This is a genomic window from Ciceribacter sp. L1K22 (genome assembly GCF_017599385.1).
GTDB lineage: Bacteria > Pseudomonadota > Alphaproteobacteria > Rhizobiales > Rhizobiaceae > Allorhizobium.
The window spans coordinates 2702955-2727105 of record NZ_JAGFPK010000001.1 but is presented as its reverse complement, the minus strand read 5'-3'; the positions used below and the strand labels follow the sequence as shown (position 1 = coordinate 2727105).

The window sequence follows — 24151 nt, the reverse complement described above, 5'->3', positions numbered from 1 at the left end:
AGGAGCATGGCATGACGGTGACGCGGCAGATCGACGTGCGGATGGACGAGGGCGTGGCGAAAGCGACGCTGGTGCTGCCGGAGGCCGAGAGGTCCGGAATGCCCGGCCTGCTGCTGTTCATGGACATATTTGGCCTGCGGCCGGCGCTGACCGCCATGGCGGAGCGCTATGCGGCGGAGGGCTATGCGGTGCTGGTGCCGGATCTCTTTTACCGCCATCCGGACAAGGGCACGTTCGATGCCGGGATCGGGTTCAAGGATCCGGAGCAGGGGGCGCGGCTAAAGGGGATGCTTTCGGCGACCAGCCAGGCGATGACGGCGGCCGACACCAAATATTTCCTGACCGCGCTTGCCGAGGCCGGCGCCCCCGGTCCGGTCGGCGTCGTCGGCTATTGCATGGGTGGCGGACGGGCGATCACGGCGGCCGGGACCTATCCGGAGCGCATCGTGGCTGCTGCTAGCTTTCATGGCGGTCACCTGGCGACGGAGGCCGAGGACAGTCCGCACCGGCTGGCGTCTTCGATCCGGGCGCGCATCCATATCGGCACCTCCAGCTCTGATGGATCGTTCCCGCCCGAACAGGCTTCGCGTCTGGTCGAGACGTTCCACCGGGCGGACATCGACTTTGCGCTCGAGACCTATGCCGGCGTCAATCACGGCTGGTGCATCGACGATCACAGCGCCTATGACCGGGCCGGGGCCGAGCGGCACTGGCAGCGGGTGACGACCTTCTTCCGCGAGACGCTTCTTTAGTCGGCAAGCGTGCTTAGATTCGGCTCCCGTTCGGCAGTTTACCGACGTAACTTGAGGAATCGCCGTAGCCAGGGACGACGGGGGATACTTTCTTGTTTTTGTGTAGTCGTTATCAGAGCCAGTTTCTTCAACTCGGCCAAACCCACCGGCGCGGGCCGGTATTCTTCGATGTCACCATTGCCGACCAATTCCGATAGGCGCTCGATTGCGGCGTCAATGTTGGAAAAGTCAATTGGATGCAAATCACCGATAAAGTAGCGCCAGAACTGCAGTTCCATTAGTTGTTCGATTGTTTTTTCAGGAAAGCGCATACGAATTAGTCTAGCCGGGTTACCGCCTACGATAGCGTAGTCAGGGACATCTTTTGTCACGACGCTGCCTGCCGCAAGAATTGCACCGTTCCCGATCGTCACGCCATCCTTAATGAACACGCCATTACCAATCCAAACGTCATTTTGGATGATGGTCCTTCGTGTATGTTCAAATGGAATGACTTCGCGCGCTATGAAACGCTCGACGCCTTTGCTGCCGACAAAACTCGCCCACCCCCGATAGTCTCTTTTGTATTGCATAGATGAGACGGATAGCCAGTCGATGGGGTGCCCGCCATGCCCAATCTGCACATCCCGCGCAAAGCTACAATAGCGGCCGATGGAAACATTCTGGATGAACCCGCCGTTCAAATGCGAAAACGCCCCTATCTGGAGAAAGCTAGAAAGAGAAACGTTTGCATCTACAGATAAGGGAGGCTCAAGCGACAGATGGGGGTTTATGCTTACCTCTCCTTTTGCCCCGGTTATGGAGATACCCTTTTGGCTGAGCGCCGTTGTCAGTTCCTGGTTGAATGTGATTTTTGCCTTTTTCCCCTGCCACTTCACTGCAACTATACGCAGCCTGTCAGCTCGATTCCAGAGATTGGTGTTGTGAACCATGACCTGAGAGGCTGGTCTTAGCCAATCTTCCGATAAGGGCCGAGACGATCCAGGCAGTCGCCCGACTTCGGCCCGAAGCGGCAAGATAAAGGTACTTACTCGCAATCTACCGTCTGGACAAAGCGGGGCGACTTGCCCGATACCATCGGCCAAACGAGGGAGCGCGCCGACCGTTCGTGGCGGGCGCGTGGGAGACACACCATGGTCATGAGAGATGTCGTCGCGCTGCCGCGCAACGAAGAGGGTATAGCTGCCGTTCTCGGCATCCTGAAGCAGGCTTTCGGAGAGCGTTTCCAGACCGGACAATCCTTCCGCGAGCAGCATGCGCACACGACCACCTACCTGCCGGCGCAGCTGCCGGATGGGGTCGTGTTCGTCGAGAACGTGGATGACGTGAAGGCGGTGGTGAGGACCTGCGCGGCGCACAAGGTGCCGATGATCCCGTTCGGGACGGGAACCTCTCTGGAAGGCCATGTCAATGCGCCGGCGGGCGGGATTTCCATTGATTTCTCGCGCATGAACCGGGTGCTGGACGTCAATTCCGAGGACCTCGACTGCACGGTCGAACCGGGGGTGACGCGCGAGGACCTCAACACGCATCTGCGCGACACCGGGCTGTTCTTCCCGATCGATCCCGGCGCCAATGCCTCGCTCGGCGGCATGGCCTCGACTCGTGCCTCGGGTACCAATGCGGTGCGCTACGGGACAATGAAGGACAATGTGCTGGCGCTGACGGTCGTCACCGCGAACGGCGAGGAAATCCGCACGGCGCGGCGGGCGCGCAAGACATCGGCGGGCTATGATCTGACCCGGCTTTTCGTCGGGGCGGAGGGCACACTTGGCGTGATCACCTCGATCACGCTGAAGCTGCAGGGCATTCCGGCGAAGATTTCCGGCGGCGTCTGCGCCTTTCCGAGCCTCAAGGCGGCCTGCGACGCGGTTGTGCTGACGATCCAGATGGGCATTCCGGTGGCGCGCATCGAGCTTCTGGACGAGACGCAGATGCGGGCCGTGAACGCCTATTCGAAGCTCTCCTATCCTGAGAAGCCGACGCTGTTCCTGGAATTTCACGGCACGGAAGAAACGGTGGCGCTGCAGGCGGAGCAGTTCAAGGAGATTGCCGCCGAATGCGGCTCCGATCCGTTCCAGTATACCGCCAATGCCGAGGAGCGGACGCAACTGTGGAAGGCCAGACACAACGCCTATTGGGCGGGACGGGCGCTCGCGCCTGAACTCGCGGGGTTGTCCACCGATGTTTGCGTGCCGATCTCGCGTTTGGCCGATTGCGTGGCGGAGACGCAAGCCGACATCGTCGAGACCGGGCTTTTGGCGCCGATCGTCGGACATGCCGGCGATGGTAACTTCCATGTGCTGATTCTCTTCGACGACAAGAGTGCCGGCGATGTGGCCCGGGCCGAGGCCTTCATGGCGCGGCTCAACGAAAGGGCACTGTCGATGGACGGCACCTGCACCGGCGAGCATGGCGTCGGGCAGGGCAAGATGACCTTCGTGGAGGAGGAGATGGGGCCGGCGCTGGAGCTGATGCGGCAGATCAAGCGCGGGCTCGATCCCGACAATATCTTCAATCCGGGCAAGATCTTCCGCCTGACGTGATTTGCGAATTGTACGCGGGATCACAAGGTTTTGCGGCTTGCCGCACCGCCGAATACGGGTAGTCTGCTGTAAACGACAAGGGAGCGGATAGTTGCTCGGACGATTCCTCGTGGCACTCGGCGGTCTGGTGGTGGTGGCGCTTTTCGCCGCTCTGCTCGCGCCGTTTTTCGTCGACTGGACGGATTTCCGCAGCGACTTCGAGGACCGGGCGAGCCGCATTCTCGGCAAGAAGGTGACCGTCAACGGCGCGGTCGAGGCGCGCATCCTGCCATTCCCCTCCGTGACGATGCATGACGTAACGGTTGGCCGTGACGACAATGGCGAGCCGCTGGTGCAGGTGGCGCGGTTTTCGATGGATGCGGAGCTTGCGCCGTTCCTCTCCGGCGAGGCGCGCATCTTCGACATGCGCATCGAGGAGCCGAAGGTCCGGCTGCGGCTCCTGGAAAACGGGACGCTCGACTGGCTGCGCGGCAGCAATCCGGCCATTCCGGCGCGGACGGTGGTGCTTGAAAGCGTGCGGGTGAGCGGCGGCACGGTCGAGTTCATCGACGAACAGACCGGACGAATCCGACGAATCGAAAGCCTGCAGGCCGATATGCGGGCGAGTTCGCTTGCCGGTCCCTGGACGATCGAAGGGCGCGGCGTGCTGGACGGTGAGGCTGGTGCCTTCTCGATCGCGACGCAACAGATGGCCGAGGGAAGCGCCGCCCTGCCGATCCGCACGCGGCTGATGCCAGACATGCGGCCGTTCACACTGGAGCTCGACGGCACCATCGCGCTGAAGGAGGACCGGCCGAGCTATGAAGGGCGTTTCGATGCCCGCTGGCTGGCGGACAAGGAGGCGACCGTCGTGAACGGCGTCAAGCCGCCGCGGCCGCCGGAGATGAAGGGCGAGTTTTCGTTGACGAACGAGGCGATCCGCATTCCCTCCTACCGGCTCGAACTCGGCGATGCGGACAATCCCTATGCCGTGACCGGCGAGGCGACGCTGGATACCGGGCAGGAGGCCGAATTCCTGCTGACCGCGGAGGGCCAGCAGATCGACGTCAACCGCATCGGCAACGAGGGCGCCAATGGTAAGACAGGGCGCGACCCGTCGCTGTCGGCGCGGCAGCGGCTGATGGGGCTCGTTGCGCGGGCGGCGGAAATTCCGATCCCCTCGGTGCCGGGCCGGGCGACGCTGCGCCTGCCGGCGATCGTCGCAGGCGACACCGTCGTGCGCGACATCCAGCTCGATCTGAGGCCCGATGGCGGCGGCTGGACGGTGGACAAGGCCGTGGCCGTGCTGCCGGGCCGCACGACGGTGGAGGCAAGCGGCGATCTGAGGCTCTCCGGGGACATGTCGTTCACCGGCGACCTGCTGGTGGCGTCGACGCAGCCCTCCGGTCTTTCGCAATGGCTCGCCGGGTCGGTCGATCCCGCCATTCGCGGCCTTGCTTCGCTCGGATTTTCGGCCCGGGTCGACCTGACGCCGGAAATCCAGCGCTTCGACCGGCTGGAGCTTGCGATGGGCGGGGCGACGCTCAACGGCCGGATCGAACGGCAGTCTTTCGTCAATTCAAAGCCGAATATCACCTTCGACCTGAACGGCAACGCGGTCGATCTTGAGGCGATGCAGGCGGTCTATTCGCTGGTCGCTGGCGAGACGAGCGCCGAAAGCTTCTTCGCGCACCAGATCGGTGCGCGACTGACGGTGGACGAACTGACCTACAGCGGTGTGACGGCGCGCGACGTCGATACGACGTTCACGGTCGGCGAGGAGGGGATTTCCCTCGAAAAGCTCGAAATCGGCAATCTCGGCGGCGCTGTGATTTCCGCTTCGGGTCGCGCCAGCGGATCGCTGCTGGATTCCAGCGGCGACGCGACCCTCAGGGTGCGGGCGGCCGATCCGCGACCCTTCCTCGAGATCGTCCGGTCGCAGATGGCGGCCCATCCAGCGCTCGACAGGCTGGTCGAGAACGCCGCGTGGTTCGAGAACGCCGACCTGACGGCGCGGATCGCCTTTGGGGAGAGCCAGGGCGGTGGCATTGGCGTGCGTGTGGGCGGCACCGCGAACGGCAGCCGCATCGATCTCAACTATCTGGGCGAGGCGGCGGAGGATCTTTTCGCCGCGCCGGCGGGACAGATGGACCTGACGGTCGAGAACGCAGACGCGTCGATCCTGCTCGGACAGGCGGGGCTGCAGCCGCTGCCGCTGCCGCTCGACCAGGCGGGGATACTGACCCTGCTGATCGCCCAGCCGGAAGGCGATGGCGCGGCGGAAACCACGCTGACCTTCACGACCGACGATGCGAGTGTCACGGCCTCCGGCCAGGTTTCCTTGCAGGCGGAAGATTTTCTGCGCGGCCAGATGCGGGTCGACATCGACAGCAGCGATCTCGCGCCATACCTGCTGGCAGGTGGCGTGCAGGTACCGGCGCTGCTGGACGGGCTGGCGGTGAAGGGCGGCGCTGATGTCGCGATCGGCGACACCACCGTTGCTGCGGAGAAGATTGTCGGCGAGATCGCCGGGACGCCGATAAGCGGCGCGCTCACGGTCGATCGGGGCCAGTCCCGGCCGAAGGTGACCGGCGAGCTTTCCCTCGGCATACTCGATCTTGCCGTTCTGGCCGAGTCGGTGTTCGGGCCGCTTTCCGATCCGGCGACGGGCGACCGCAATACCCAGCCGCTCGGCATGGCATCGATCGCAGGACTGGACGGAACGGTCAAGTTCACCACGTCCCGCCTGTCGCTGGGCGTCGGCGGTGAGCTGACCGATGTCAGCGGTTCGCTGGTGCTGAACGACGGAAGCCTGGCGCTGGAGGATATTTCCGGAACGTGGCTTGGCGGGACCGCGACGGGCCGTCTGGCACTGACGAACGCCAATGCGAGCGGCTTCGCGCAATTGAAGCTGACCATCGAGAATGGCGATCTTGCCGCGGTGACCCCGCGTCCCGGCGGTGTGCCGGCGGCGACGGGCCGCTTCGGGCTGACGCTGATCGGCGAGGCGGCCGGCGCGAGCGTCGACGAGATCCTGCATTCGTTCAACGGTTCCGGTAGCGCCATGCTTCGGGAGGTGGACATTTCCCGGTTCGACCTGACGCTGTTGCCGGCATTGACGGCGATGTTCGACGCGGAGGAGACGGAAATCACAGAGGCTTCGGTGAGGGAGGCGATCGGTCCGCTGCTTGCAAGGGCGCCGGTGCGTCTCGGCGATGTATCCGTGCCTTTCAACATCACGGACAGCGTGGTGCGCGTCCAGAACCTGACCGTGCCGGCCGGGACAGCAACGATCCGCACGGACGGGCGGTTCGATTTGCGAGGCGCTGGCGTGGAGATTTCGGCAGATGTGACGCTCGATGCGGGCGAGGAGGAGGTCACGGGCGCCGAACCTGCCTTCCGTGTCGACCTGATCGGCGACGTCGCGGGGCCGCTCAGCGAAATCTCCGTCACCGACCTCACCAACTATCTGTCGCTGAGAGCCTTCGAGCGCGAGCGGCGCCGTGTGGAAACCTTGCAGTCCAACGTGCTGGAGAAACAGCGGCTGCGGCGCGAGGTGGCACTCTACCGGGCGCTGGACCTTGTGCGTGAGGAAACGCGCCTGAAGGAGGAAGAGGCGCGCAAGCTGCAGGCGGCGGAAGAGGCGCGCCTGCGGGCGCTGGCGGCCGAACGCCGGGCGCGGGAGATCGAAGAGCAGCGGCTCAACGCAACGCCCGACGACGGATCGACGGGCACGGTGGCGCCGACCGGGGAAATCGAAGCTCCGGAGGTTCCAGCGGCAGATCCGGCTGCGGCTCCGGGCGGCGGTTCCGGTGGCATGCCGGTTCCCGCACAGGAGCGCGTGACGCGCGGCGCACCATTACCGCCCCTTAAATTCGAGGGGCTTCCGGGCGTTTATTGATGTTTTGCGTGAGGACGGGGATGCTCGGTTAAGTCACGAGCGGCGGCAGCAAGGCAGGTCAGACGATCGCGCTGCGATCACCGAAGGGCGTCTCGTCGTCGTAGTTGCGGGTGCCGATCCGGTCGCTTTCGCCCGACAGTTTCTCGTCGGCGCGGGTTTCGGTGGATTGCCCGCCCTCGTCACCGCGAGCGGATGCCTGCATGCGTTCTGAAGCCTCCGCCGCGGCAGCGCTCGCCTCAAGCTGCGCCACTTGCTCCTGAAGCTCGCCGATCTCGTCTTCCAGAGCGGACTTGGCTTCCTCGTCGGTCGCCGCGCTCATTTCCTGCTGCTTGGCGGAAATCCGGTTTTCGATGCCGGCGATTTTCGACCGGATCGATGCGGCCGTGTTGTTTGTCGTAGAGACCTCTATGGTGGTGGATGCGGATGTGACGGCACTGACCATGGGACGCTCCTGATAGTGGGCGGCAAGGACCAACGACTGAGGGACGACGCGGTGAACCGGGAAACGAATGACCGGCGCGCGATTCGGCGAATCGAATAAATTCGATATAGGGGGTCAGGCGTGAACGAATGGTTAGTGTGCGTACTTGAACCGGATGCGGCGATAGTTGACCGCCGGATGGTCGTTGCGAGCATGAATCCGGTCCCAGGAGCGTCGGTCAGAGGCGCTTGCAAATGCCGTCCAAGCCCGTTCAGTCCCCGGCCGCGCCGGCCTTCAACACATCGAGCACATGCAGGCGAAGGGCGGAGGAGAGGTTGGTGGAGGCCTCGCGGGTCTCGTCGATCTCGGCCACGAGGGCGGCCAGCGAGAGGCCGCGATCGGATGCGATGGCTTTCAGTTCCTGCCAGAAGGGTTCCTCGAGCGACAGGCTGGTCCGGTGACCATGGAGGGAGACGGAATGTTTGCGGATCAAAAGACACCTCCGCTGCGCGACACGCATTGAAATTCAAAAACGGCGAAAACGTTCCTCCACCGGCCTCGCGCTGCGGCGGTGGCGAACGTCACGTTTCGTCGGATTTTTCCAGTCGTCCCTGCTCGTGCGCGCGCTCGGCCTTTTCGTTCAGCGCGCGCGTCAGGTCCTTCTCCACCTTGGTCCTGCCGAAGGCAATGCGGTTCTGCTCGGCTTCGCGCGCCTTGAGGTCGCGCGCCTTGGCCTTGCGGAACTGGCGGAGATTGACGACGTCGCCGGTCATGGACCCGGCTCCGTCACTGCTTCTTGCGGAAGGCGTCGAGGGAGACGACGGAGCCTTCCTTCTTTTCGTCGGAGGCTGGCTTGGCTTCGGCGCCATCCTCCTGCTTTTCGGCCGTGGCGACGGGATAGGCGGTAACTTCGCCGCCTTCCTCATCCTCGTCCGCAAGCGGGACGTCGAATTCGAGCTCGAAGTTGACCGAGGGGTCGTAGAAGCCGCGGACGGCGTTGAACGGGATGACCAGCTTTTCCGGCGTGTCGGAGAAGGAGAGGCCGATCTCGAACAGGCTGTCGGTGACCTTGAGATCCCAGAACTGGTGCTGGATGACGATGGTCATCTGCTCGGCATATTTGGCTTTCAGGTGCTGCGAGATGCGCACGCCCGGCGCACCGGTCAGGAAGGTGATGAAGAAGTGATGATCACCCGGCAGCCGGCCGGTCGCCGCCACCTCCGCCAAGACCTTGCGAATGACACCACGAAGGGCGTCCTGAGCGAGAATGTCGTAGCGAATGTGGTCCGTCGCCATGTGATCCTGTCTTTCCTTGCTGTTCCTCTCGCGAGGCGCGCCTTATCGCATGATCCGGCGAAGTGTCAAAGCCGGTCACGAGTCACGGAAAGCCATACTACACGATTTTCATAAAGGGGAGTAGGTGAAGGCTTCTGTTGCCAGGTGCCTTCGAACCCCGCCTTGAGGGGCTAACCCCAAGGACTTTAGAGCGGGTTTCCCGCACCGCCATTAGGCAGCGAGAGCGTAACCCTTAGCGTTGTTGTCGTTTGCAACTACACTTGTGACCCGATAACGGCGGTATCATGCCGAGCAAAAGTTCGATCTTTACGCCCTTGTCGATCCTATTTCGCCCCCTTCAAAAGCCGGTCCGAAAGACTTCGTCACCGACCGGTTTTTGGTGGAGGCGCCGGGTACCGCCCCCGGGTCCAATAGGTTTATTACACCGACCGTTTATTGCCATAGCCGGAGCAAGCCCCGGCAAGGCTGATATAGGTGTTTCCGCCGGCAATGAAAAGAGGGGCGGGCGAACTATCCCGGCCTCCCGCCGCAGGTGCAATCAGCGGCAGCGGTTGCGGAAGACGATGTAATCGCCGGTCTTGTCGCTGAAATACTTGATGACGTAGCCCTTCTGGCCGCTGTCTCCGACGGGCACGCGGCATCTGAGACCCCATTGGGTCTCGCGGCAGGCCTCGACCAGGAAGCACTGGCCCGGCTCGATCCGGCCGATGATCTCGCTCTTCATGTCCTCCTTGCCGCGAATGTTGAGCATGTTGAGAGCCTGGGCGCGGATGGGACCATTGCCGGTGCGGGGCGGGACGACGTCGACATCCTCGGCGCAGCGATCGTTGTCGTAGCGGCGATAGCACTTTTCGCGGCGGGTATTGCCGGCATTCTCCTGGCGTTGGGGCGCGCCGATACGCTGGCCGCTGGCGGGCTTCATGGTGACAAGACTGCCGTCGTTCATGCGACCGGTCAGCACGCCGCGATTGACGTTGAGCGTGGCAATCTGGAAGTTGTTGGTGCCGAGGATCGTCACGCCATTGCCGGTGGGCGCCCAGGCCCAGGCAAACGACATCGGGCCGACGCAGGTATAGGTCGTTGCCTTCAATTGGCCGCCCATGGCCTGGCCGGACAGATTGATCGAGCAGGCCCCAAGCGGCCCGCCCTCGACGGTCCAGTTGCCGACGAAATCCTGCGGCGACTGGGCGCTGGCCGCCGTGATGTCAAGAAGGGCCAGAAGGCCCAGGATAGCGAATGCACGAACTGCCAGTCTTTTCATGTCCATCCCCACCTAGTCGCGCCGCGAACGCGGCCCTGCTTTCTTCCGTCATTGCCGATCAGCGGGCAAGGTCCAAAATTTGCATCGACAGGACCCAGCCCATATAGGCTATGGAAAACCTCTTACGGGCCGGTCCTTCGCTTGGTTCCCCCAGGCCGAGCCTGTAGGATGCGGCTACTTTCGACTCGTGGTGAACCATGCGGCAATATCTCGATCTTCTTCGTCATGTGATGGACAACGGCTCCGACCGGGGCGATCGCACGGGCACCGGCACGCGCTCCGTGTTCGGCTACCAGATGCGCTTCGATCTCTCGGACGGCTTTCCGGTGACGACGACGAAGAAGCTGCACCTGCGGTCGATCATCCACGAGCTGCTGTGGTTCCTGCGCGGCGACACTAATATCGCCTACCTGCAAGAGAACGGCGTGACGATCTGGGACGAGTGGGCCGACGAGAACGGCGATCTCGGCCCGGTCTACGGCTCGCAATGGCGGTCCTGGCCGGCGCCGGACGGGCGCAAGATCGACCAGATCGCCAACCTGATCGAGAGCATCAAGAGCAATCCGAATTCGCGCCGGCACATCGTCTCGGCCTGGAACCCGGCTGAGGTGGACGAGATGGCGCTGCCGCCGTGCCATTGCCTGTTCCAGTTCTACGTGGCGGACGGCAAGCTCTCCTGCCAGCTCTACCAGCGTTCCGCCGACATCTTTCTCGGCGTGCCCTTCAACATCGCCTCCTACGCGCTCCTGACGCTGATGGTGGCGCAGGTGACGCGGCTTCAGCCCGGCGATTTCATCCACACCTTCGGCGACGCGCATCTCTACGCCAACCATTTCGAGCAGGCGAAGCTGCAGATGTCGCGCACGCCGAAGCCGTTGCCGGTGATGCGGCTCAACCCTGACATCACGGACATCTTCGACTTCCGCTTCGAGGACTTCACGCTGGAAGGCTACGAGGCCGACCCGAACATCAAGGCGCCGATCGCGGTGTGAGGGAGAAATGAGGCGGGCGGAGCTTCAACGCATCGCGGTGGAAAAGCTCGATGATGCGGAGCTTCTGTTTCGCCATGGACGATACTCGAATGCGTATTACCTTTTCGGCTATGCGGTGGAGATCGCTCTCAAGGCGCGGCTCGCGCGCTTTTTCGAGGCCGATACGATACCGGACAGGAAATTCGTGAACGATCTTCACACCCATAATCTTGCGCGCCTCATGGAATTTTCTGGCCTCCAGGCCGAATTGCGTGCGGCGCAGGCCCAGTCGGTGCGGTTAAACGCCCATTGGTCCACCGTTACTGATTGGTCCGAGGCGTCCCGCTATGATATGATCGACCAATCGCGAGCAACGGCAATGCGCGATGCGGTGGCGTCCGAGGAAGACGGGGTGTTCGAATGGTTGCGGAAACGCTGGTGAAGGATGACATCGATGCCGGCCTGCGGTTGCTGGAACTGCTCGACCGGGCGGGCTTCGGCGTGACCGCGGCGTTTTGGTTGTACGATTCCGATCAGGAACGCTGGCGGTTCGTCGTTGCCGCGAGGGACGCCGAGCGGGATCTAGGGCAGAAATACCTGGATGCTGCGGGGATTATCTCCAAAGCTCGCGAAAGCGGGCTCCCCGATCTCCTGCCGCTCGATCGTGTCAGGATCACAAGTTCGTCAGATCCGCTGGTCGCGGGCCTGACGCAGGTCCTGCGCGTGCCCGGGACGACGAGTGCGCGGTTTTCCCGTTCGATGGTCAATGGCATCTACGTCGAGGATGCCCTCATACACAGGCTGGCTGCCTGATGAACATCGTCATCGTGGTGGCGGCGGCGCGGAACGGTGTGATCGGGCGGGATGGTGACATGCCGTGGCGGTTGTCGACGGATCTGAAGCGCTTCAAGCAGATCACGCTTGGCAAGCCGATGGTGATGGGGCGGAAGACGTTCGAATCGATCGGTTCGCGACCTTTGCCGGGTCGACCGCATGTGATCGTGACGCGCAATCGCGACTTTCATCCCGACGGGGTCGAGGTCGCGACGAGCCTGGAGGCTGGCCTTGAGCGGGCAGGGGCGATTGCGGCGGAAACCGGTGTCGATACGGTGTTCGTCGTTGGGGGCGGTGAGATCTACCGGCAGGCCATGCCGCTCGCCGATGAGCTGCACGTGACGCATGTCGAGGCGGAGATCGAGGGCGATACCGTGTTTCCCGAGATAGACCCTGCTGTCTTCGACAAAACCTCGGAGGAAAAGGTTCCGGCCGGGGAGAAAGACAGCCACGCCACGCTATACGTCGTCTATCGCCGAAAAGCTGCGGCATAACGCTCTATTTTCCATAGCTCTCAAAGAAGTTAGGGGCTTTCCGTTGAAAGCTTGGGGTCTCGTCCCTATAACCATGCCATGAGCCTGCGGGGTGGCCGGAAAACCGGCCGTTGGAGCGGGATTGGGAGCGTTTTAAACAAAGAGGTATGAATGCCCTGGAGCAATCAGAACGGCGGCGGCGGCCCTTGGGGCGGCGGCGGCGGTGGTAACAACCAAGGTCCGTGGGGACAAGGTCCTAACCGTCCCCGGGGCGGTGGTGGTGGCGGAAACGGAAATCCGCCGGATCTCGAGGACATCATCCGTCGGGGACAGGACAAGCTGAAGAACATCGTTCCGGGCGGGTTCAACGGCGGGGCGATTTTCGCCGTCGTCGCGATCCTCCTGGTCTTCTGGCTGATGCAGGCGGTCTACACCGTGCAGCCGGACGAACGCGGCGTCGAACTTCGTTTCGGCAAGCCGAAAGACGAAATCTCGATGCCGGGCCTGCACTTCCACCTCTGGCCGCTCGAAACCGTCGAACTGGTCAAGGTGACCGAGCAGCAGCAGAACATCGGCTCGCGCGGCAATACCTCCGGCACCAATACCGGCTGGATGCTGACGGGTGACCAGAACATCGTCAACGTGCAGTTCTCGGTGCTCTTCACCGTGACCGATCCGAAAGCCTATCTGTTCAACGTCGAGTCTCCGGCCGAAACGCTGCAGCAGGTGGCCGACAGCGCGATGCGCGAAGTGGTCGGACGTCGTCCGGCGCAGGACATCTTCCGTGATGACCGCGAAGGCATCTCCAATCTCGTGCGCGATATCATCCAGGGCACCATCGACCGCTACGGCGCCGGCATCGCCATCAATGCGGTTCCGATCGAGGACGCCGCTCCGCCGCGCGAAGTGGCCGACGCGTTCGAAGAAGTGCAGCGTGCCGAACAGGACGAGGATCGTATCGTAGAAGAAGCCAACCGCTACGCCAACCAGCAACTCGGTCAGGCCCGAGGCCAGGCGGCGCAGGTGCGCGAAGAGGCGTCCGCCTATCGCGACCGTGTCGTCAACGAGGCGACCGGTGAGGCGCAGCGCTTCATCTCGATCTATGACCAGTACGTCAATGCTCCTGATGTGACGCGTCAGCGTATCTTCCTGGAAACCATGGAGAACGTGCTGAAGAACTCGAACAAGGTGATCATCGAGGGCGGGCAGGGCGTCGTGCCGTATCTGCCGCTGAACGAGCTGAACCGGTCAGCAACGACACAGCAGGGAGGCAACTGATGAACTCGAACAAATTGCCTGCCTTCATCATTACCATCGGCCTCGTGCTGTTCGTGCTCTATTCGTCGATCTTCGTGGTGAACGAACGCGAACAGGCGATCGTTCTGCGCTTCGGTGAAATCCAGGATGTGAAGACCGAGCCGGGGCTGTACTTCAAGCTGCCGTTCGCCTTCCTCGACGCCGACCGCGTCCAGTACGTCGAGGACCGGGCGCTGCGCTTCGACCTCGACAACATCCGCGTCCAGGTGAGCGGCGGTGCCTTCTATGAAGTCGACGCCTTCGTGGTCTACCGCATTGAGGATCCGCGTCTGTTCCGGGAAACCGTATCGGGCGACCGGGCTGCGGCCGAATCGCGTCTCAGCACCCGTCTTGATGCCGGCCTTCGCCGGGTCTACGGTCTGCGCAGCTTCACCGCGGCTCTCTCGGAAGAGCGGGCGTCGATGATGGCAGAGGTTCACTCGGACCTCAACGTCGCGGCTGAAACGCTCGGCCTGCGCATCCAGGATGTCCGCATCCGCCGGACCGACCTGACGCAGGAAGTGTCGCAGCAGACCTTCGAGCGCATGAAGGCGGAACGTCTGGCGGAAGCCGAACTGATCCGCGCCCGTGGTGGTGAAGAAGGCCAGCGTCGCCGGGCGATCGCCGACCGTCAGGTCGTCGAACTGGTGTCGGAAGCGCAGCGCGACTCGGAAATCATCCGAGGCGAGGGCGATGCGGAACGCAACCGCATCTTCGGCGAGGCCTTCTCGCGCGATCCTGATTTCTTCGACTTCTACCGGTCGATGCGTGCCTATGTGGCCTCGATGTCGAATACCGGCACGACCATGGTGCTGTCGCCGGACTCGGAGTTCTTCCGGTACTTCGGCAATCCGGCCGGCGCGGTTCCGCCCGGCGGACCTGCCACGCCCGGCGCCGCTGCACCCGCAGCGCCGGCGGCACCGGCCGCGCCCGCCAACTGACGGGCGGGCGATGCAGGATTTCCTGACGGGAATCGCATTCTTTCTGATCATCGAGGGGCTGGTCTACGCACTGGCCCCTCGTTTTCTTGTCGCGATGGCCAAATTGCTGCCATCAATTCCCGAACAACAATTGCGGATGACGGGCCTTGTTGCCATCGGTCTCGGCGTGGGTCTGGTCTGGCTCATCCGGATGTGATCGGCCAGAGGCCGTTTTCGCGGCAATAGCCGTTTCGCAATCGGCCGAAGCATCCTATGGTGCCGGCGTCATTCAACCGAGCCGCGAGGAAGCCCATGGTCGTGATCGCCAATCCGTTTTCGAAGCTGCTGTCCATCGTGCTTGCGAGTGCCCTTGTCGCCGGCTCCGGCATCGGCGGTTTGTCCGCCGGCCATGCCCAGGCGGTCGGCCCGGCGGCGGTCTCGGATGTCGCGGAAGAGCTGCTCGACGCGGTCGTCAACATCTCCACGTCCCAGAAAGTCGACGGCGAGGGAGAAGGCGAAGGGCCGCGGCCGCAAGTGCCGGAAGGCTCGCCCTTCGAGGAATTGTTCGAGGACTTCTTCCAGAACCGGCGCGAGGGCGGCGGCAGCCAGAAGGTGAATTCGCTTGGCTCCGGCTTCGTGATTGATCCCTCAGGCATCATCGTCACAAACAACCACGTGATCGAGAACGCCGACGACATCGAGGCGGTGTTCGCCGACGGCTCGACACTCAAGGCGACACTGATCGGCACCGACACGAAGACAGACCTGTCGGTGCTGAAGGTCGAGCCGCCGAAGCCGCTGAAAGCGGTCAAATTCGGCGATTCCCGGAAGATGCGCATCGGCGATTGGGTCATGGCGATCGGCAACCCGTTCGGGCTCGGCGGGTCTGTGACTCTCGGCATCATTTCGGCGCGTGGCCGCAACATCAATGCAGGCCCCTATGACAATTTCATCCAGACGGATGCGGCCATCAACAAGGGCAATTCCGGCGGTCCGCTGTTCAACATGCAGGGCGAGGTCATCGGCATCAACACCGCGATCATCTCGCCGAGCGGCGGATCGATCGGCATCGGTTTCGCGGTGCCGACGGAGCTTGCCGAAAACGTCGTCAACCAGTTGATCGAGTTTGGGGAAACCCGGCGCGGCTGGCTCGGCGTGCGCATCCAGGAAGTGACCGACGAGGTTGCCAAGAGCGTCGGGCTGACCTCGGCGCGCGGCGCCATGGTGAGCGGCGTCATCAAGGGCGGGCCGGTCGAAAACGGACCGATCGAGATCGGCGACGTCATCGTTTCGTTTGACGGACGCGACGTGAAGGACAGCGACGAACTGGTGCGGGTGGTGGCGGAATCGCCCGTCGGCAAGGAAGTCGAGGTGCGCATCCTCAGGGACGGCCAGGAACAGACCGTGAAGGTCACGCTCGGCCGGCTTGAGGATGGGGAACGGACTGCCGCAAACACAAAGGCGGACGACCAGGCTCCGGCAACAGAGGGTGAGATCGGCGAAGCAGACGAAGCACCGCCGGCCGGCGAAGGCGCCCAGCAGGAGCCTGCCGGCGACACGATCCTCGGCATGGCGCTGGCGCCGCTCGACGAAGCCTCCCGCGAGCGTTACGGCATTGCCGCCAGCGTCGAGGGCGTCGTCATCACCTCGGTCGCGCCGGGTTCGGCGGCTGCCGAAAAGGGGATCGCTGAGGGTGAGGTGATCGTCGAGGTCTCCCAGGAATTCGTGCAGTCGGCCGAGGACGTTGCCGATACAGTGACGGCACTCCGTCGCGACGGACGGCGCAGCGCGCATCTGATGATTGCCAACAAGGCCGGCGACCTGCGCTTCATCGCGGTGCCCCTGGAATAGCGGCGCCTTCTATGCAGAGAGACCACGGCCGTCCTTTGGGGCGGCCGTTTCGTTTCAGGCCGAGGGCTGCGCTTCGCGCCAGGCGCCGGCGGTGATGCCGTAGACGACGTGCCGCTTCAGGTGCGGATGGGTATCGGGCACGCGGGGGTGATCGAAATCGAGGCTTTCGAGGCGACGGAGGCCGATGCGCTTCATGACGGATGTCGAGCGGGTATTTCCGGCGACGGCGAAGGAGACGATCGCCTCCAGTCCGTGGTCTATGAAGCCGTAGCGGAGGGCGGCGGTGGCGGCCTCTGTGGCGTAGCCCTTGCCCCAGTAGCGGGTTGCCAGCCGCCAGCCAATCTCGATTGTCTCCTCCGGCATGACGGGTGTCACCATGGCGGGGCCGAGGCCGCAGAATCCGACGGGATCGCCGCTCTCCTTCTCCTCTATGGCGTAGAAGCCGAGGCCGGTGGCGTCGATCATGGCGCGGACGCGCTCCAGCATGGCGTCGGCCTCTTCATGGGTTCGCCGCCAGGGAAAGAACTCCATCACCTTCGGATCGCGGTTGATCTCGCGGAAGAGGTCGCGGTCCTCGTCGCGCCAGTTGCGCAGGATCAGCCGTTCCGTTTCCAGGATCACGGTCATGGCGTCACGAAGTCGGTCTTGCGGTAGCCCTGCAGGTAGAGGAGGCCGGTCAGATCGGCATGATCGAGGCGGATTTTCGCTTCCGCCGCGACGGCGGGCTTGGCATGCAGGGCGACTCCGGCGCCGGCGAGATGCAGCATGCCGAGATCGTTGGCTCCATCGCCGACAGCGATGGCATCGGCGGGCTCGATGCCGAGGCGGGCGGTGATGTCGATGAGGGCGTCGACCTTGGCCTGCTTGCCCAAAATCGGTTCCGCGACTTCGCCGGTGAGGTGGCCGTCCTTTTCCATCAGGATGTTGGCGCGGTTTTCGTCGAAGCCGAGCGTGGCGGCGATGCGGGTGGTGAAGACGGTGAAGCCGCCGGAGACGAGAGCGGTGTAATGCCCCCTGGCCTTCATGGTGGCGATCAGTTCCGGCCCGCCTGATGTCAGCGTGATGCGCCTGGCGATGACCTCATCGACGACGGTGACCGGCAGGCCTTTCAGAAGCGCGACGCGTTCGCGCAGGGCCGGCTCGAATTCGATCTCGCCGTTCATCGCGCGGGCGGTGATGGCGGACACTTTTTCCTTAAGGCCGACTTCGGCGGCGAGTTCGTCGATGCATTCCTGACCGATCATGGTCGAATCCATGTCGGCGATCAGGAAGCGCTTGCGGCGGGTTTCCTGATCCTGCACCGCCAGATCGACGGGCATTCCTGCAAGCAGCGTGCGCAGCGTCGATTCGACCTGAGCGGGATCCGAGCCGTCCTTCAGCGCGATGTCACAGGCGATGCCGTCCGCCAGCCAGTAGAGGCCAGCGGCGCCGACCGCCTCGGCCGCCTTTTCTCCAAGGGCTGGGCTGAGGACGGGATTTGACGGATTGGCGATAAGCGTGGCAACGAAGGCCATGATGAAGAACCCCGCAACAGAACCGGACGCGATCCTGATAACCGGGCCGACCGCCAGCGGCAAGTCCGCGCTGGCGCTCGATCTCGCCAAACGCCATGGCGGCGTCGTCATCAATGCCGACAGCATGCAGGTCTACGGCGTGCTGCGCGTGGTGACGGCGCGTCCTTCGGCGGAGGATATGGAGGGGATCGAGCACCGGCTTTACGGGCATGTCGATCCGGCGACGTCCTATTCGACGGGCGACTGGCTGCGGGAGATTGGGCCGCTGCTCCAACGGCTGAAAGCGGAACGGCGGCTGCCTGTCATCGTCGGCGGGACGGGACTCTATTTCAAGGCGCTGACCGGCGGGCTGTCGGAGATGCCGGCCATTCCGGAGGATGTGCGCACGCGGCTGCGGGGGCGGCTGGTGGAAGAGGGGGCGGAGATCCTGCATCGGGAGCTTGCGGCCCGCGATCCCGCCGTGGCGGCACGGCTGGGCGCGACGGACGGGCAGCGGATTGTCCGGGCGCTGGAGGTTCTTGAAGCGACCGGTCGGTCGATCGCCGACTTGCAGTCTTCCGGCGGTCCCGTGATCGTCGATCCGGCGCGGGCGAGGAAGCTTGTCGTCCTGCCGGACCGGACCGTGCTTGCCGACCGCATCAACCGGCGGTTCGCCAAGATGCTGGACGAGGGGGCAGTGGAGGAGGTCGAGGCGCTGCTTGCGCTTGACCTGCCGCTCGCCGTGCCGGCGATGAAGGCGATCGGGGTGTCGCAGATTGCGGCAATGTTGAAAGGCGAGATGACGCGGTCCCAAGTGATCGAGACGGCATCGGCGGCGACGCGGCAATATGCCAAGCGGCAGATGACATGGTTCCGCAACCAGATGGACGAGAGCTGGCAGCGGGTCGATCCGGCGGCCGCTCAATCCTTGTCGTAGAGGCTCGACAGCGGCTTTCTGAGGATGCTTTCGCGCAGGGACGTGCCCGGTTCCCGGCGGAGGGATGGCGCGGGCTCCTGGGCGCCGTCGGTGGAGCGACGGAGGCTGGGCTGGGACAGATCGCGGCGGATCTCGACGAAATCCGGCCGGGGCGCCGCTGCTGCCGCCACCTCGGCACGGGGGAGCATGTCGGATCGGTAGGATTCGAGCGGAGCGGCGGCCTGTGCCGGTGCGGGAGACGACATTGCGGGGGATGACAGGGATGGTGGCGACAGGGCTGGCGACGACAGGGCGGCATGGGCGGCGCGCAGGTCGCGGCTGTCGGGCAGGACGCTTTCGTCGCGATCGTCGTCGTCATCCCCCGGCTGCCGCGAGGCGGCGGCCTCGTAACTCTGCTGGAAGGCCGAAATGTCGGGGCCGCCGCTGACGGCGCGCATCCGGGCGACGACGTTGCGCAGGTCGACGGTGTCAGGCGTCTCCTCGGTGGTCTTGGCGCTGACGCCATTCGCCTTCGGCAGGTATTGTTCCTCGACGCGCGAGAAGCGCATGCGCATGGGAACCGCGATGGCCTCGCCGAACGCAATCGCCTCTCCATTGCCGATCGAGGAGATGAAGCTGGTGGTGGAGATCGACGAATCGGGGATCGCCGAGCGGATGATTTCCTGGTCGCGGTCGTTGGAGAGACGCATGGCGAACAGCGTCGAGCACTGCGACAGGATCGTCTGGTCCAGTTCGCCGGGGCGCTGCGTGATGATGCCGAGCGAAACGCCGTACTTTCGGCCCTCCTTGGCGATGCGGGCGATCGCCTGGCGGGTCGGGAAGAAGCCGAGATTGGGATCGGCCGGCACGTAGCGGTGGGCTTCCTCGCAGACGACCAGCATATGGATCGCGCCATTGGACCAGAGCGCGATCTCAAAGGCCATGCGGCAGAGCACGGAGGCGACGGAGTTCACCACTTCCGACGGGATACCGGCGAGCTGGAAGGTCGAGATCGGGCGGCCGTCACCCGGAATGCGGAAGATGTGGGCGATGGTCTCCATGATCGTGTCGTTGATCGTGTTGTTGGAGAACATGAAGTGGTAGCGCGGATCGTTGATCGCCGAGATGACGCGCATCTTCAGCGAGCGGAGGAACGGCTTTTCGCCGCGACCTTCCAGGCGTCCGATACGCTCATCGATCAGGGCGAGCAGGTCGGCCATGCGATAGGGCACCGGCGTATCAGCGGTGATCGAGCTTTTTTCCGTCTGGCGACGCATCAGGCTCGAATCGGAACCGCGGAAGGCGCGCTTGGCTTCGGGCAGCACGTCGCGGAGGATGTCGAGTTCCTCCGCGACCGGCGGGCGGCCGCGGAACAGCACCTCGGCGAATTCGTCGAGCTTCATCAGCCAGAAGGGTAGGTCGAGCGTATCGGTGTCGATGACGACCGCATCGTTGGGGAAGGCGGCGGCGAACTCATTGTGCGGGTCGAGGATCAGGACGCGCAGCTTCGGGTCGCTCTCGATCGCCTTGTGGAGCAGCAGCGAGACGGCGGTCGACTTGCCGACACCGGTCGAGCCGACGACGGCGAAATGCTTGGAGAGCATCGACGGGATGTGGATCGTCGCGTCGATCGACTCATCCTGCGTCAGCTTGCCGATGACGCAATGATTGCCCTGGCGGCTTTCGTAGATGCGCAGGAGGTCGGCGGCGCGGATGCGATGGGCAATGGCGCCGAGATAGGGATAACGTGAAATGCCGGTCGTGAACTCGTCGCGGCCCGAAGGGGCCTTGTAGACCTCGCCAAGGAGTTCGACCTCGATCAGGAAGGTGTTGTCTGCACCTTCGCCCCAGGCGTGGGCTTCCGTGTGCATGGAGAATGCCAGCGCGACCACACGGTTTTCGCCGACGCTGATGGAGATCAGGCGACCAACGGACCAGAGTTCGGTGAGATCGGTACCGCCTTCTTCCGCGACAGCGGCGATGGTCGCGCGCGAACCGTTGCATGCGACGACGCGACCCAGCAGCCGGTTGCCCGGCGCCATGGTGTTGCGGCGGTCCAACTCGCCGGCGGATCCGGACGTGTGGAGATCGTTGTTACGCAATACGGACTTCTCCCTGCTCGCGAGAGCCTAGCGGGGGTGCGTTAACAAGAGGTGTAGGGCTTTCGACGGTATGGTGAGAGGGAAAGATAATTGCGCCGATTGTTCGTTGACGGATCGGATATTTCTGGCTATCACTTCGCCCATGGCAAACTCGATCGTTCTTATCGTGGTGGGAAGGCGCATGGGCAGGATGGTGTAACCATCCGGCGACAGCCACCCATGCGCTAGAAGACAGGCTCCTCGAAGGGGCCTTTTTTTATGGCCGAAACCGGGGTAGCACCCCATCCCAAAACTCCAAGAGAAAATATGACGGGAAGAGGCATGACGGGTACAGACAATCAGATGACGGGCGCGGAAATCGTTTTGCGGGCGCTCAAGGACAATGGCGTCGAGCATATCTTCGGGTATCCGGGCGGCGCCGTGCTTCCGATCTATGACGAGATCTTCCAGCAGGAAGAGATCCAGCACATCCTCGTCCGCCACGAGCAGGGCGCCGGTCACGCGGCGGAAGGCTATGCGCGGTCGACCGGCAAGGTCGGCGTCATGCTCGTCACCTCGGGCCCCGGCGCGACAAATGCGGTCACGCCGCTTCAGGATGCGCTGATGGACAGCGTTCCGCTGGTCTGCATTTCCGGCCAGGTTCCGACCTCGCTGATCGGCTCCGACGCCTTCCAGGAGTGCGACACCGTCGGCATTACCCGGCCCTGCACGAAGCACAACTGGCTGGTCAAGGACGTCAACGAGCTTGCCAGCATCATCCACGAGGCGTTCCGCATCGCCCAGTCGGGCCGTCCCGGTCCTGTTCTCGTCGATGTTCCCAAGGACATCCAGTTCGCCACCGGAACCTACACGCCGCCAGAAACGCACAAGATCCAGAGCAGCTACCAGCCGAAGCTGAAGGGCGATGCGCGTGCCATCCAGGCTGCCGTCGAGCTGATGGCAAACGCGCGCCGGCCAATCATCTATTCGGGCGGCGGCGTCGTGAATTCGGGTCCGGAAGCCTCCAAGCTGTTGCGCGATCTGGTCGGTCTCACTGATTTCCCGATCACTTCGACGCTGATGGGCCTCGGCTGCTATCCGGCATCGGGCAAGAACTGGCTTGGCATGCTCGGCATGCACGGGTCCTACGAGGCCAACATGGCGATGCACGACTGCGACGTCATGGTTTGCATCGGCGCCCGCTTCGACGATCGCATCACGGGTCGTCTCAATGCGTTCTCGCCGAACTCGAAGAAGATCCATATCGATATCGATCCGTCGTCGATCAACAAGAACGTCCGGGTCGACGTGCCGATCCTTGGCGATGTCGGCAGCATTCTGGAAGACATGGTCCGCGCCTGGCGCGCGTTGCCGAAGAAGCCGGAGGCCTCGCAGACGGCCGAATGGCGTGACAGCATCGCCAAGTGGCGGGCACGCAATTCCTTCGCCTATACCCCGGCCAAGGACGTGATCATGCCGCAATACGCGCTGCAGCGGCTTTATGAACTGACCAAGGATCGCGATACCTACATCACGACCGAAGTCGGCCAGCACCAGATGTGGGCGGCACAGTTCTACGGATTCGAACAGCCCAACCGCTGGATGACCTCGGGCGGCCTCGGCACGATGGGCTACGGCCTGCCTGCGGCGCTCGGCGTGCAGATCGCGCATCCGGAAAGCCTCGTCATCGACATTGCCGGCGACGCGTCGATCCAGATGTGCATCCAGGAAATGTCGGCGGCGATCCAGTACGAGGCGCCGATCAAAATCTTCATCCTGAACAACCAGTACATGGGCATGGTGCGCCAGTGGCAGCAGCTCCTGCACGGCAACCGGCTGTCGAACTCCTATACGGAAGCGATGCCCGACTTCGTCAAACTGGCGGAAGCCTATGGCGCGGTCGGCCTGCGCTGCGAGAAGCCTGACGATCTCGACGGGGCGATCCAGGAGATGATCGACGTGAAGAAGCCCGTCATCTTCGACTGCCGCGTCGCCAACCTCGCCAACTGCTTCCCGATGATCCCGTCGGGCAAGGCGCATAATGAAATGCTGCTGCCGGACGAGGCGACCGACGAAGTTGTCGCCAATGCCATCGACGCCAAGGGCCGCCAGCTCGTCTGACCGAAGGAAGAAGACCATGAACGCACATCTTCAGCCGACCGGTTCGGCCTATTTCATTGCCAAGGAAACGGCTGTCATCGAGAGCCACACACTCTCGGTGCTCGTCGACAACGAGCCGGGCGTTCTCGCCCGCGTCATCGGCCTGTTTTCCGGCCGTGGCTACAACATCGAAAGCCTGACGGTTTCCGAGACCGAGCACGAGGCGCATCTCTCCCGGATCACCATCGTGACCCGCGGGACGTCAAGCGTGCTCGAACAGATCAAGGCGCAGCTCGAGCGCATCGTGCCGGTGCACCGGGTCGTCGACCTGACGGTCCGGGCGCGCGAGCTTGGGCAGGAGCGGCCGATCGAGCGCGAGGTGGCGCTGATAAAGGTGGTGTCCTCCGGGGACATGCGGGCCGAGACGCTGCGTCTCGCCGATGCCTTTCATGCGAAGGTGGTGGACGCGACCGTCGACCACTTCATCTTCGAGCTGACCGGCAAGTCCTCCAAGATCGACCAGTTCGTGGCGATCATGAAGCCGCTTGGGTTGAACGAAATCTGCCGCACCGGCATCGCGGCCATGAACCGCGGCTCGCAAGGTATGTAATTTTCGGCGTCTTATAGTCGTCGCCAAGAAGAATGCGCCCGCTTCGATGAGAAGCGGGCGCTTGCATGTGAAGAATATGGTTAACGGCGGATTAATCGGCCGTTCCGGAATGGTTCATTTCTCCTGGTGCAGAACAAAAACGCTGGTCGCGCGTTTACTTGGCACGGAAGGATATGACCATGAACAAGCCGATCATACTGTCAGCAGCCACCTCTTTGTTTGTCACCGCCGCGATCTTGCTCGCGGCGCAGAGTGCATCCGAGGCCCACAGCAGCATTCCGGCCATGGAGACGATCACCCTGCAGAAAACCGTGCGCCTGCCGGTCGCACCGAACGAGGAATGGGACGAGGCGGCGAGCGAATGGGCTCTCGACTGCTATGACCAGTTCGGTCCGGAGGGTAGCGATCCCAATACGACCTCTCTCGACAGCTGCCTGATGCCGTCCTGAT

Annotated in this window: 24 protein-coding genes and 1 other RNA gene; 15 read left to right on the top strand and 10 right to left on the bottom strand. The window is 63.4% G+C overall.

Annotation, left to right across the window (positions count from 1 at the left end; translation table 11 throughout):
- The first annotated feature begins 11 nt into the window (after nt 1–11).
- Entirely contained in the window at nt 12–752 is a 741-nt protein-coding gene (locus J5J09_RS13640) for a dienelactone hydrolase family protein (protein ID WP_208551436.1), read from the top strand.
- 38 nt (nt 753–790) lie between these two features.
- Here the strand turns inward: J5J09_RS13640 and J5J09_RS22975 are convergent, their stop codons facing one another.
- A complete protein-coding gene (locus J5J09_RS22975) occupies nt 791–1684 on the bottom strand; it encodes a CatB-related O-acetyltransferase (protein ID WP_281436237.1) in 894 nt (297 codons plus the stop codon).
- Between the two features lie 201 nt (nt 1685–1885).
- Here J5J09_RS22975 and J5J09_RS13630 point away from each other — a divergent pair, with 201 nt between their 5' ends.
- Together J5J09_RS13630 and J5J09_RS13625 are read left to right on the top strand one after the other, a co-directional pair.
- Nucleotides 1886–3298: an FAD-linked oxidase C-terminal domain-containing protein gene (locus J5J09_RS13630; RefSeq protein ID WP_208551435.1), complete on the top strand. Its 1413-nt coding sequence runs from the start codon at nt 1886–1888 to the stop codon at nt 3296–3298.
- Nucleotides 3299–3389: 91 nt separating this feature from the next.
- Nucleotides 3390–7178: an AsmA family protein gene (locus J5J09_RS13625; RefSeq protein WP_208551434.1), complete on the top strand. Its 3789-nt coding sequence runs from the start codon at nt 3390–3392 to the stop codon at nt 7176–7178.
- A 58-nt stretch (nt 7179–7236) separates the two neighbouring features.
- Here J5J09_RS13625 and J5J09_RS13620 read toward each other — a convergent pair whose 3' ends face one another.
- The 6 genes from J5J09_RS13620 to J5J09_RS13595 all read right to left on the bottom strand — a co-directional run bounded on the left by J5J09_RS13620 (nt 7237) and on the right by J5J09_RS13595 (nt 10156).
- Nucleotides 7237–7620, bottom strand: a complete 384-nt coding sequence (locus J5J09_RS13620) for a hypothetical protein (RefSeq protein WP_208553634.1) — start codon at nt 7618–7620, stop codon at nt 7237–7239.
- A 250-nt stretch (nt 7621–7870) separates the two neighbouring features.
- Nucleotides 7871–8092 (bottom strand): ribbon-helix-helix domain-containing protein, encoded by a 222-nt coding sequence (locus J5J09_RS13615; protein WP_208551433.1) that lies wholly within the window; start codon nt 8090–8092, stop codon nt 7871–7873.
- Nucleotides 8093–8180: 88 nt separating this feature from the next.
- Entirely contained in the window at nt 8181–8372 is a 192-nt protein-coding gene (locus J5J09_RS13610; RefSeq protein WP_208551432.1) for a DUF4169 family protein, read from the bottom strand.
- Between the two features lie 13 nt (nt 8373–8385).
- On the bottom strand, nt 8386–8895 hold the full coding sequence (locus tag J5J09_RS13605) for an SspB family protein (protein WP_208551431.1): 510 nt from the start codon (nt 8893–8895) through the stop codon (nt 8386–8388).
- A 123-nt stretch (nt 8896–9018) separates the two neighbouring features.
- Nucleotides 9019–9395: a transfer-messenger RNA gene (ssrA, locus tag J5J09_RS13600) on the bottom strand.
- A gap of 38 nt (nt 9396–9433) precedes the next feature.
- Complete coding sequence (locus J5J09_RS13595) at nt 9434–10156, bottom strand: AprI/Inh family metalloprotease inhibitor (RefSeq protein WP_208551430.1); 723 nt, start codon at nt 10154–10156, stop codon at nt 9434–9436.
- Between the two features lie 197 nt (nt 10157–10353).
- Here J5J09_RS13595 and J5J09_RS13590 point away from each other — a divergent pair, with 197 nt between their 5' ends.
- The 8 genes from J5J09_RS13590 to J5J09_RS13555 all read left to right on the top strand — a co-directional run bounded on the left by J5J09_RS13590 (nt 10354) and on the right by J5J09_RS13555 (nt 16501).
- Nucleotides 10354–11148 (top strand): thymidylate synthase, encoded by a 795-nt coding sequence (locus J5J09_RS13590; protein ID WP_208551429.1) that lies wholly within the window; start codon nt 10354–10356, stop codon nt 11146–11148.
- A 7-nt stretch (nt 11149–11155) separates the two neighbouring features.
- Complete coding sequence (locus J5J09_RS13585; RefSeq protein WP_208551428.1) at nt 11156–11569, top strand: HEPN domain-containing protein; 414 nt, start codon at nt 11156–11158, stop codon at nt 11567–11569.
- The gene (locus tag J5J09_RS13580) at nt 11566–11940 is read left to right on the top strand and encodes a hypothetical protein (protein WP_208551427.1); all 375 of its coding nucleotides are present in this window, start codon (nt 11566–11568) and stop codon (nt 11938–11940) included. Before J5J09_RS13585 ends, J5J09_RS13580 begins: the two co-directional genes overlap by 4 nt.
- Nucleotides 11940–12455 (top strand): dihydrofolate reductase, encoded by a 516-nt coding sequence (locus J5J09_RS13575; protein ID WP_208551426.1) that lies wholly within the window; start codon nt 11940–11942, stop codon nt 12453–12455. Before J5J09_RS13580 ends, J5J09_RS13575 begins: the two co-directional genes overlap by 1 nt.
- A gap of 150 nt (nt 12456–12605) precedes the next feature.
- On the top strand, nt 12606–13712 hold the full coding sequence (gene hflK, locus J5J09_RS13570) for an FtsH protease activity modulator HflK (RefSeq protein WP_208551425.1): 1107 nt from the start codon (nt 12606–12608) through the stop codon (nt 13710–13712).
- Nucleotides 13712–14671, top strand: coding sequence for a protease modulator HflC (locus tag J5J09_RS13565; protein WP_208551424.1), 960 nt, complete (start codon nt 13712–13714; stop codon nt 14669–14671). Before hflK ends, J5J09_RS13565 begins: the two co-directional genes overlap by 1 nt.
- A gap of 10 nt (nt 14672–14681) precedes the next feature.
- Nucleotides 14682–14867 carry a DUF2065 domain-containing protein gene (locus tag J5J09_RS13560; protein ID WP_208551423.1) on the top strand — a complete coding sequence of 62 codons (186 nt, stop codon included), beginning with the start codon at nt 14682–14684 and terminating at the stop codon, nt 14865–14867.
- A gap of 95 nt (nt 14868–14962) precedes the next feature.
- A complete protein-coding gene (locus J5J09_RS13555; protein ID WP_208551422.1) occupies nt 14963–16501 on the top strand; it encodes a Do family serine endopeptidase in 1539 nt (512 codons plus the stop codon).
- Nucleotides 16502–16555: 54 nt separating this feature from the next.
- On the opposite strand, the gene J5J09_RS13550 is transcribed toward J5J09_RS13555, so the two are convergent.
- Both J5J09_RS13550 and serB read right to left on the bottom strand, forming a co-directional pair.
- Nucleotides 16556–17128, bottom strand: a complete 573-nt coding sequence (locus tag J5J09_RS13550) for a GNAT family N-acetyltransferase (protein ID WP_208551421.1) — start codon at nt 17126–17128, stop codon at nt 16556–16558.
- The gene (gene serB, locus J5J09_RS13545) at nt 17125–18015 is read right to left on the bottom strand and encodes a phosphoserine phosphatase SerB (RefSeq protein ID WP_208551420.1); all 891 of its coding nucleotides are present in this window, start codon (nt 18013–18015) and stop codon (nt 17125–17127) included. Before serB ends, J5J09_RS13550 begins: the two co-directional genes overlap by 4 nt.
- Here serB and miaA point away from each other — a divergent pair.
- Nucleotides 18014–18931 carry a tRNA (adenosine(37)-N6)-dimethylallyltransferase MiaA gene (miaA, locus tag J5J09_RS13540; RefSeq protein WP_208553580.1) on the top strand — a complete coding sequence of 306 codons (918 nt, stop codon included), beginning with the start codon at nt 18014–18016 and terminating at the stop codon, nt 18929–18931. The genes serB and miaA overlap by 2 nt on opposite strands.
- Here the strand turns inward: miaA and J5J09_RS13535 are convergent.
- The gene (locus tag J5J09_RS13535) at nt 18916–21012 is read right to left on the bottom strand and encodes an ATP-binding protein (protein ID WP_208551419.1); all 2097 of its coding nucleotides are present in this window, start codon (nt 21010–21012) and stop codon (nt 18916–18918) included. The genes miaA and J5J09_RS13535 overlap by 16 nt on opposite strands.
- Nucleotides 21013–21333: 321 nt before the next feature.
- On the opposite strand from J5J09_RS13535, the gene J5J09_RS13530 reads away from it, so the two are divergent.
- The 3 genes from J5J09_RS13530 to J5J09_RS13520 all read left to right on the top strand — a co-directional run bounded on the left by J5J09_RS13530 (nt 21334) and on the right by J5J09_RS13520 (nt 24150).
- Nucleotides 21334–23112 (top strand): acetolactate synthase 3 large subunit, encoded by a 1779-nt coding sequence (locus J5J09_RS13530; protein ID WP_281436236.1) that lies wholly within the window; start codon nt 21334–21336, stop codon nt 23110–23112.
- Nucleotides 23113–23128: 16 nt separating this feature from the next.
- Nucleotides 23129–23701, top strand: coding sequence for an acetolactate synthase small subunit (gene ilvN, locus J5J09_RS13525; RefSeq protein ID WP_208551418.1), 573 nt, complete (start codon nt 23129–23131; stop codon nt 23699–23701).
- A 179-nt stretch (nt 23702–23880) separates the two neighbouring features.
- Nucleotides 23881–24150, top strand: coding sequence for a hypothetical protein (locus J5J09_RS13520; RefSeq protein WP_208551417.1), 270 nt, complete (start codon nt 23881–23883; stop codon nt 24148–24150).
- Nucleotide 24151 lies beyond the last annotated feature (1 nt).

Bases quoted from the DNA above. Each gene is read 5' to 3' on its own strand.
- J5J09_RS13640 (WP_208551436.1), top strand. From the start codon at position 12: ATGACGGTGACGCGGCAGATCGACGTGCGGATGGACGAGGGCGTGGCG.
- J5J09_RS22975 (WP_281436237.1), bottom strand. From the start codon at position 1,684: ATGGTTCACAACACCAATCTCTGGAATCGAGCTGACAGGCTGCGTATA.
- J5J09_RS13630 (WP_208551435.1), top strand. From the start codon at position 1,886: ATGGTCATGAGAGATGTCGTCGCGCTGCCGCGCAACGAAGAGGGTATA.
- J5J09_RS13620 (WP_208553634.1), bottom strand. From the start codon at position 7,620: ATGGTCAGTGCCGTCACATCCGCATCCACCACCATAGAGGTCTCTACG.
- J5J09_RS13610 (WP_208551432.1), bottom strand. From the start codon at position 8,372: ATGACCGGCGACGTCGTCAATCTCCGCCAGTTCCGCAAGGCCAAGGCG.
- J5J09_RS13605 (WP_208551431.1), bottom strand. From the start codon at position 8,895: ATGGCGACGGACCACATTCGCTACGACATTCTCGCTCAGGACGCCCTT.
- J5J09_RS13595 (WP_208551430.1), bottom strand. From the start codon at position 10,156: ATGAAAAGACTGGCAGTTCGTGCATTCGCTATCCTGGGCCTTCTGGCC.
- J5J09_RS13590 (WP_208551429.1), top strand. From the start codon at position 10,354: ATGCGGCAATATCTCGATCTTCTTCGTCATGTGATGGACAACGGCTCC.
- J5J09_RS13585 (WP_208551428.1), top strand. From the start codon at position 11,156: ATGAGGCGGGCGGAGCTTCAACGCATCGCGGTGGAAAAGCTCGATGAT.
- J5J09_RS13575 (WP_208551426.1), top strand. From the start codon at position 11,940: ATGAACATCGTCATCGTGGTGGCGGCGGCGCGGAACGGTGTGATCGGG.
- hflK (WP_208551425.1), top strand. From the start codon at position 12,606: ATGCCCTGGAGCAATCAGAACGGCGGCGGCGGCCCTTGGGGCGGCGGC.
- J5J09_RS13565 (WP_208551424.1), top strand. From the start codon at position 13,712: ATGAACTCGAACAAATTGCCTGCCTTCATCATTACCATCGGCCTCGTG.
- J5J09_RS13560 (WP_208551423.1), top strand. From the start codon at position 14,682: ATGCAGGATTTCCTGACGGGAATCGCATTCTTTCTGATCATCGAGGGG.
- J5J09_RS13555 (WP_208551422.1), top strand. From the start codon at position 14,963: ATGGTCGTGATCGCCAATCCGTTTTCGAAGCTGCTGTCCATCGTGCTT.
- J5J09_RS13550 (WP_208551421.1), bottom strand. From the start codon at position 17,128: ATGACCGTGATCCTGGAAACGGAACGGCTGATCCTGCGCAACTGGCGC.
- miaA (WP_208553580.1), top strand. From the start codon at position 18,014: ATGATGAAGAACCCCGCAACAGAACCGGACGCGATCCTGATAACCGGG.
- serB (WP_208551420.1), bottom strand. From the start codon at position 18,015: ATGGCCTTCGTTGCCACGCTTATCGCCAATCCGTCAAATCCCGTCCTC.
- J5J09_RS13530 (WP_281436236.1), top strand. From the start codon at position 21,334: ATGACGGGTACAGACAATCAGATGACGGGCGCGGAAATCGTTTTGCGG.
- ilvN (WP_208551418.1), top strand. From the start codon at position 23,129: ATGAACGCACATCTTCAGCCGACCGGTTCGGCCTATTTCATTGCCAAG.
- J5J09_RS13520 (WP_208551417.1), top strand. From the start codon at position 23,881: ATGAACAAGCCGATCATACTGTCAGCAGCCACCTCTTTGTTTGTCACC.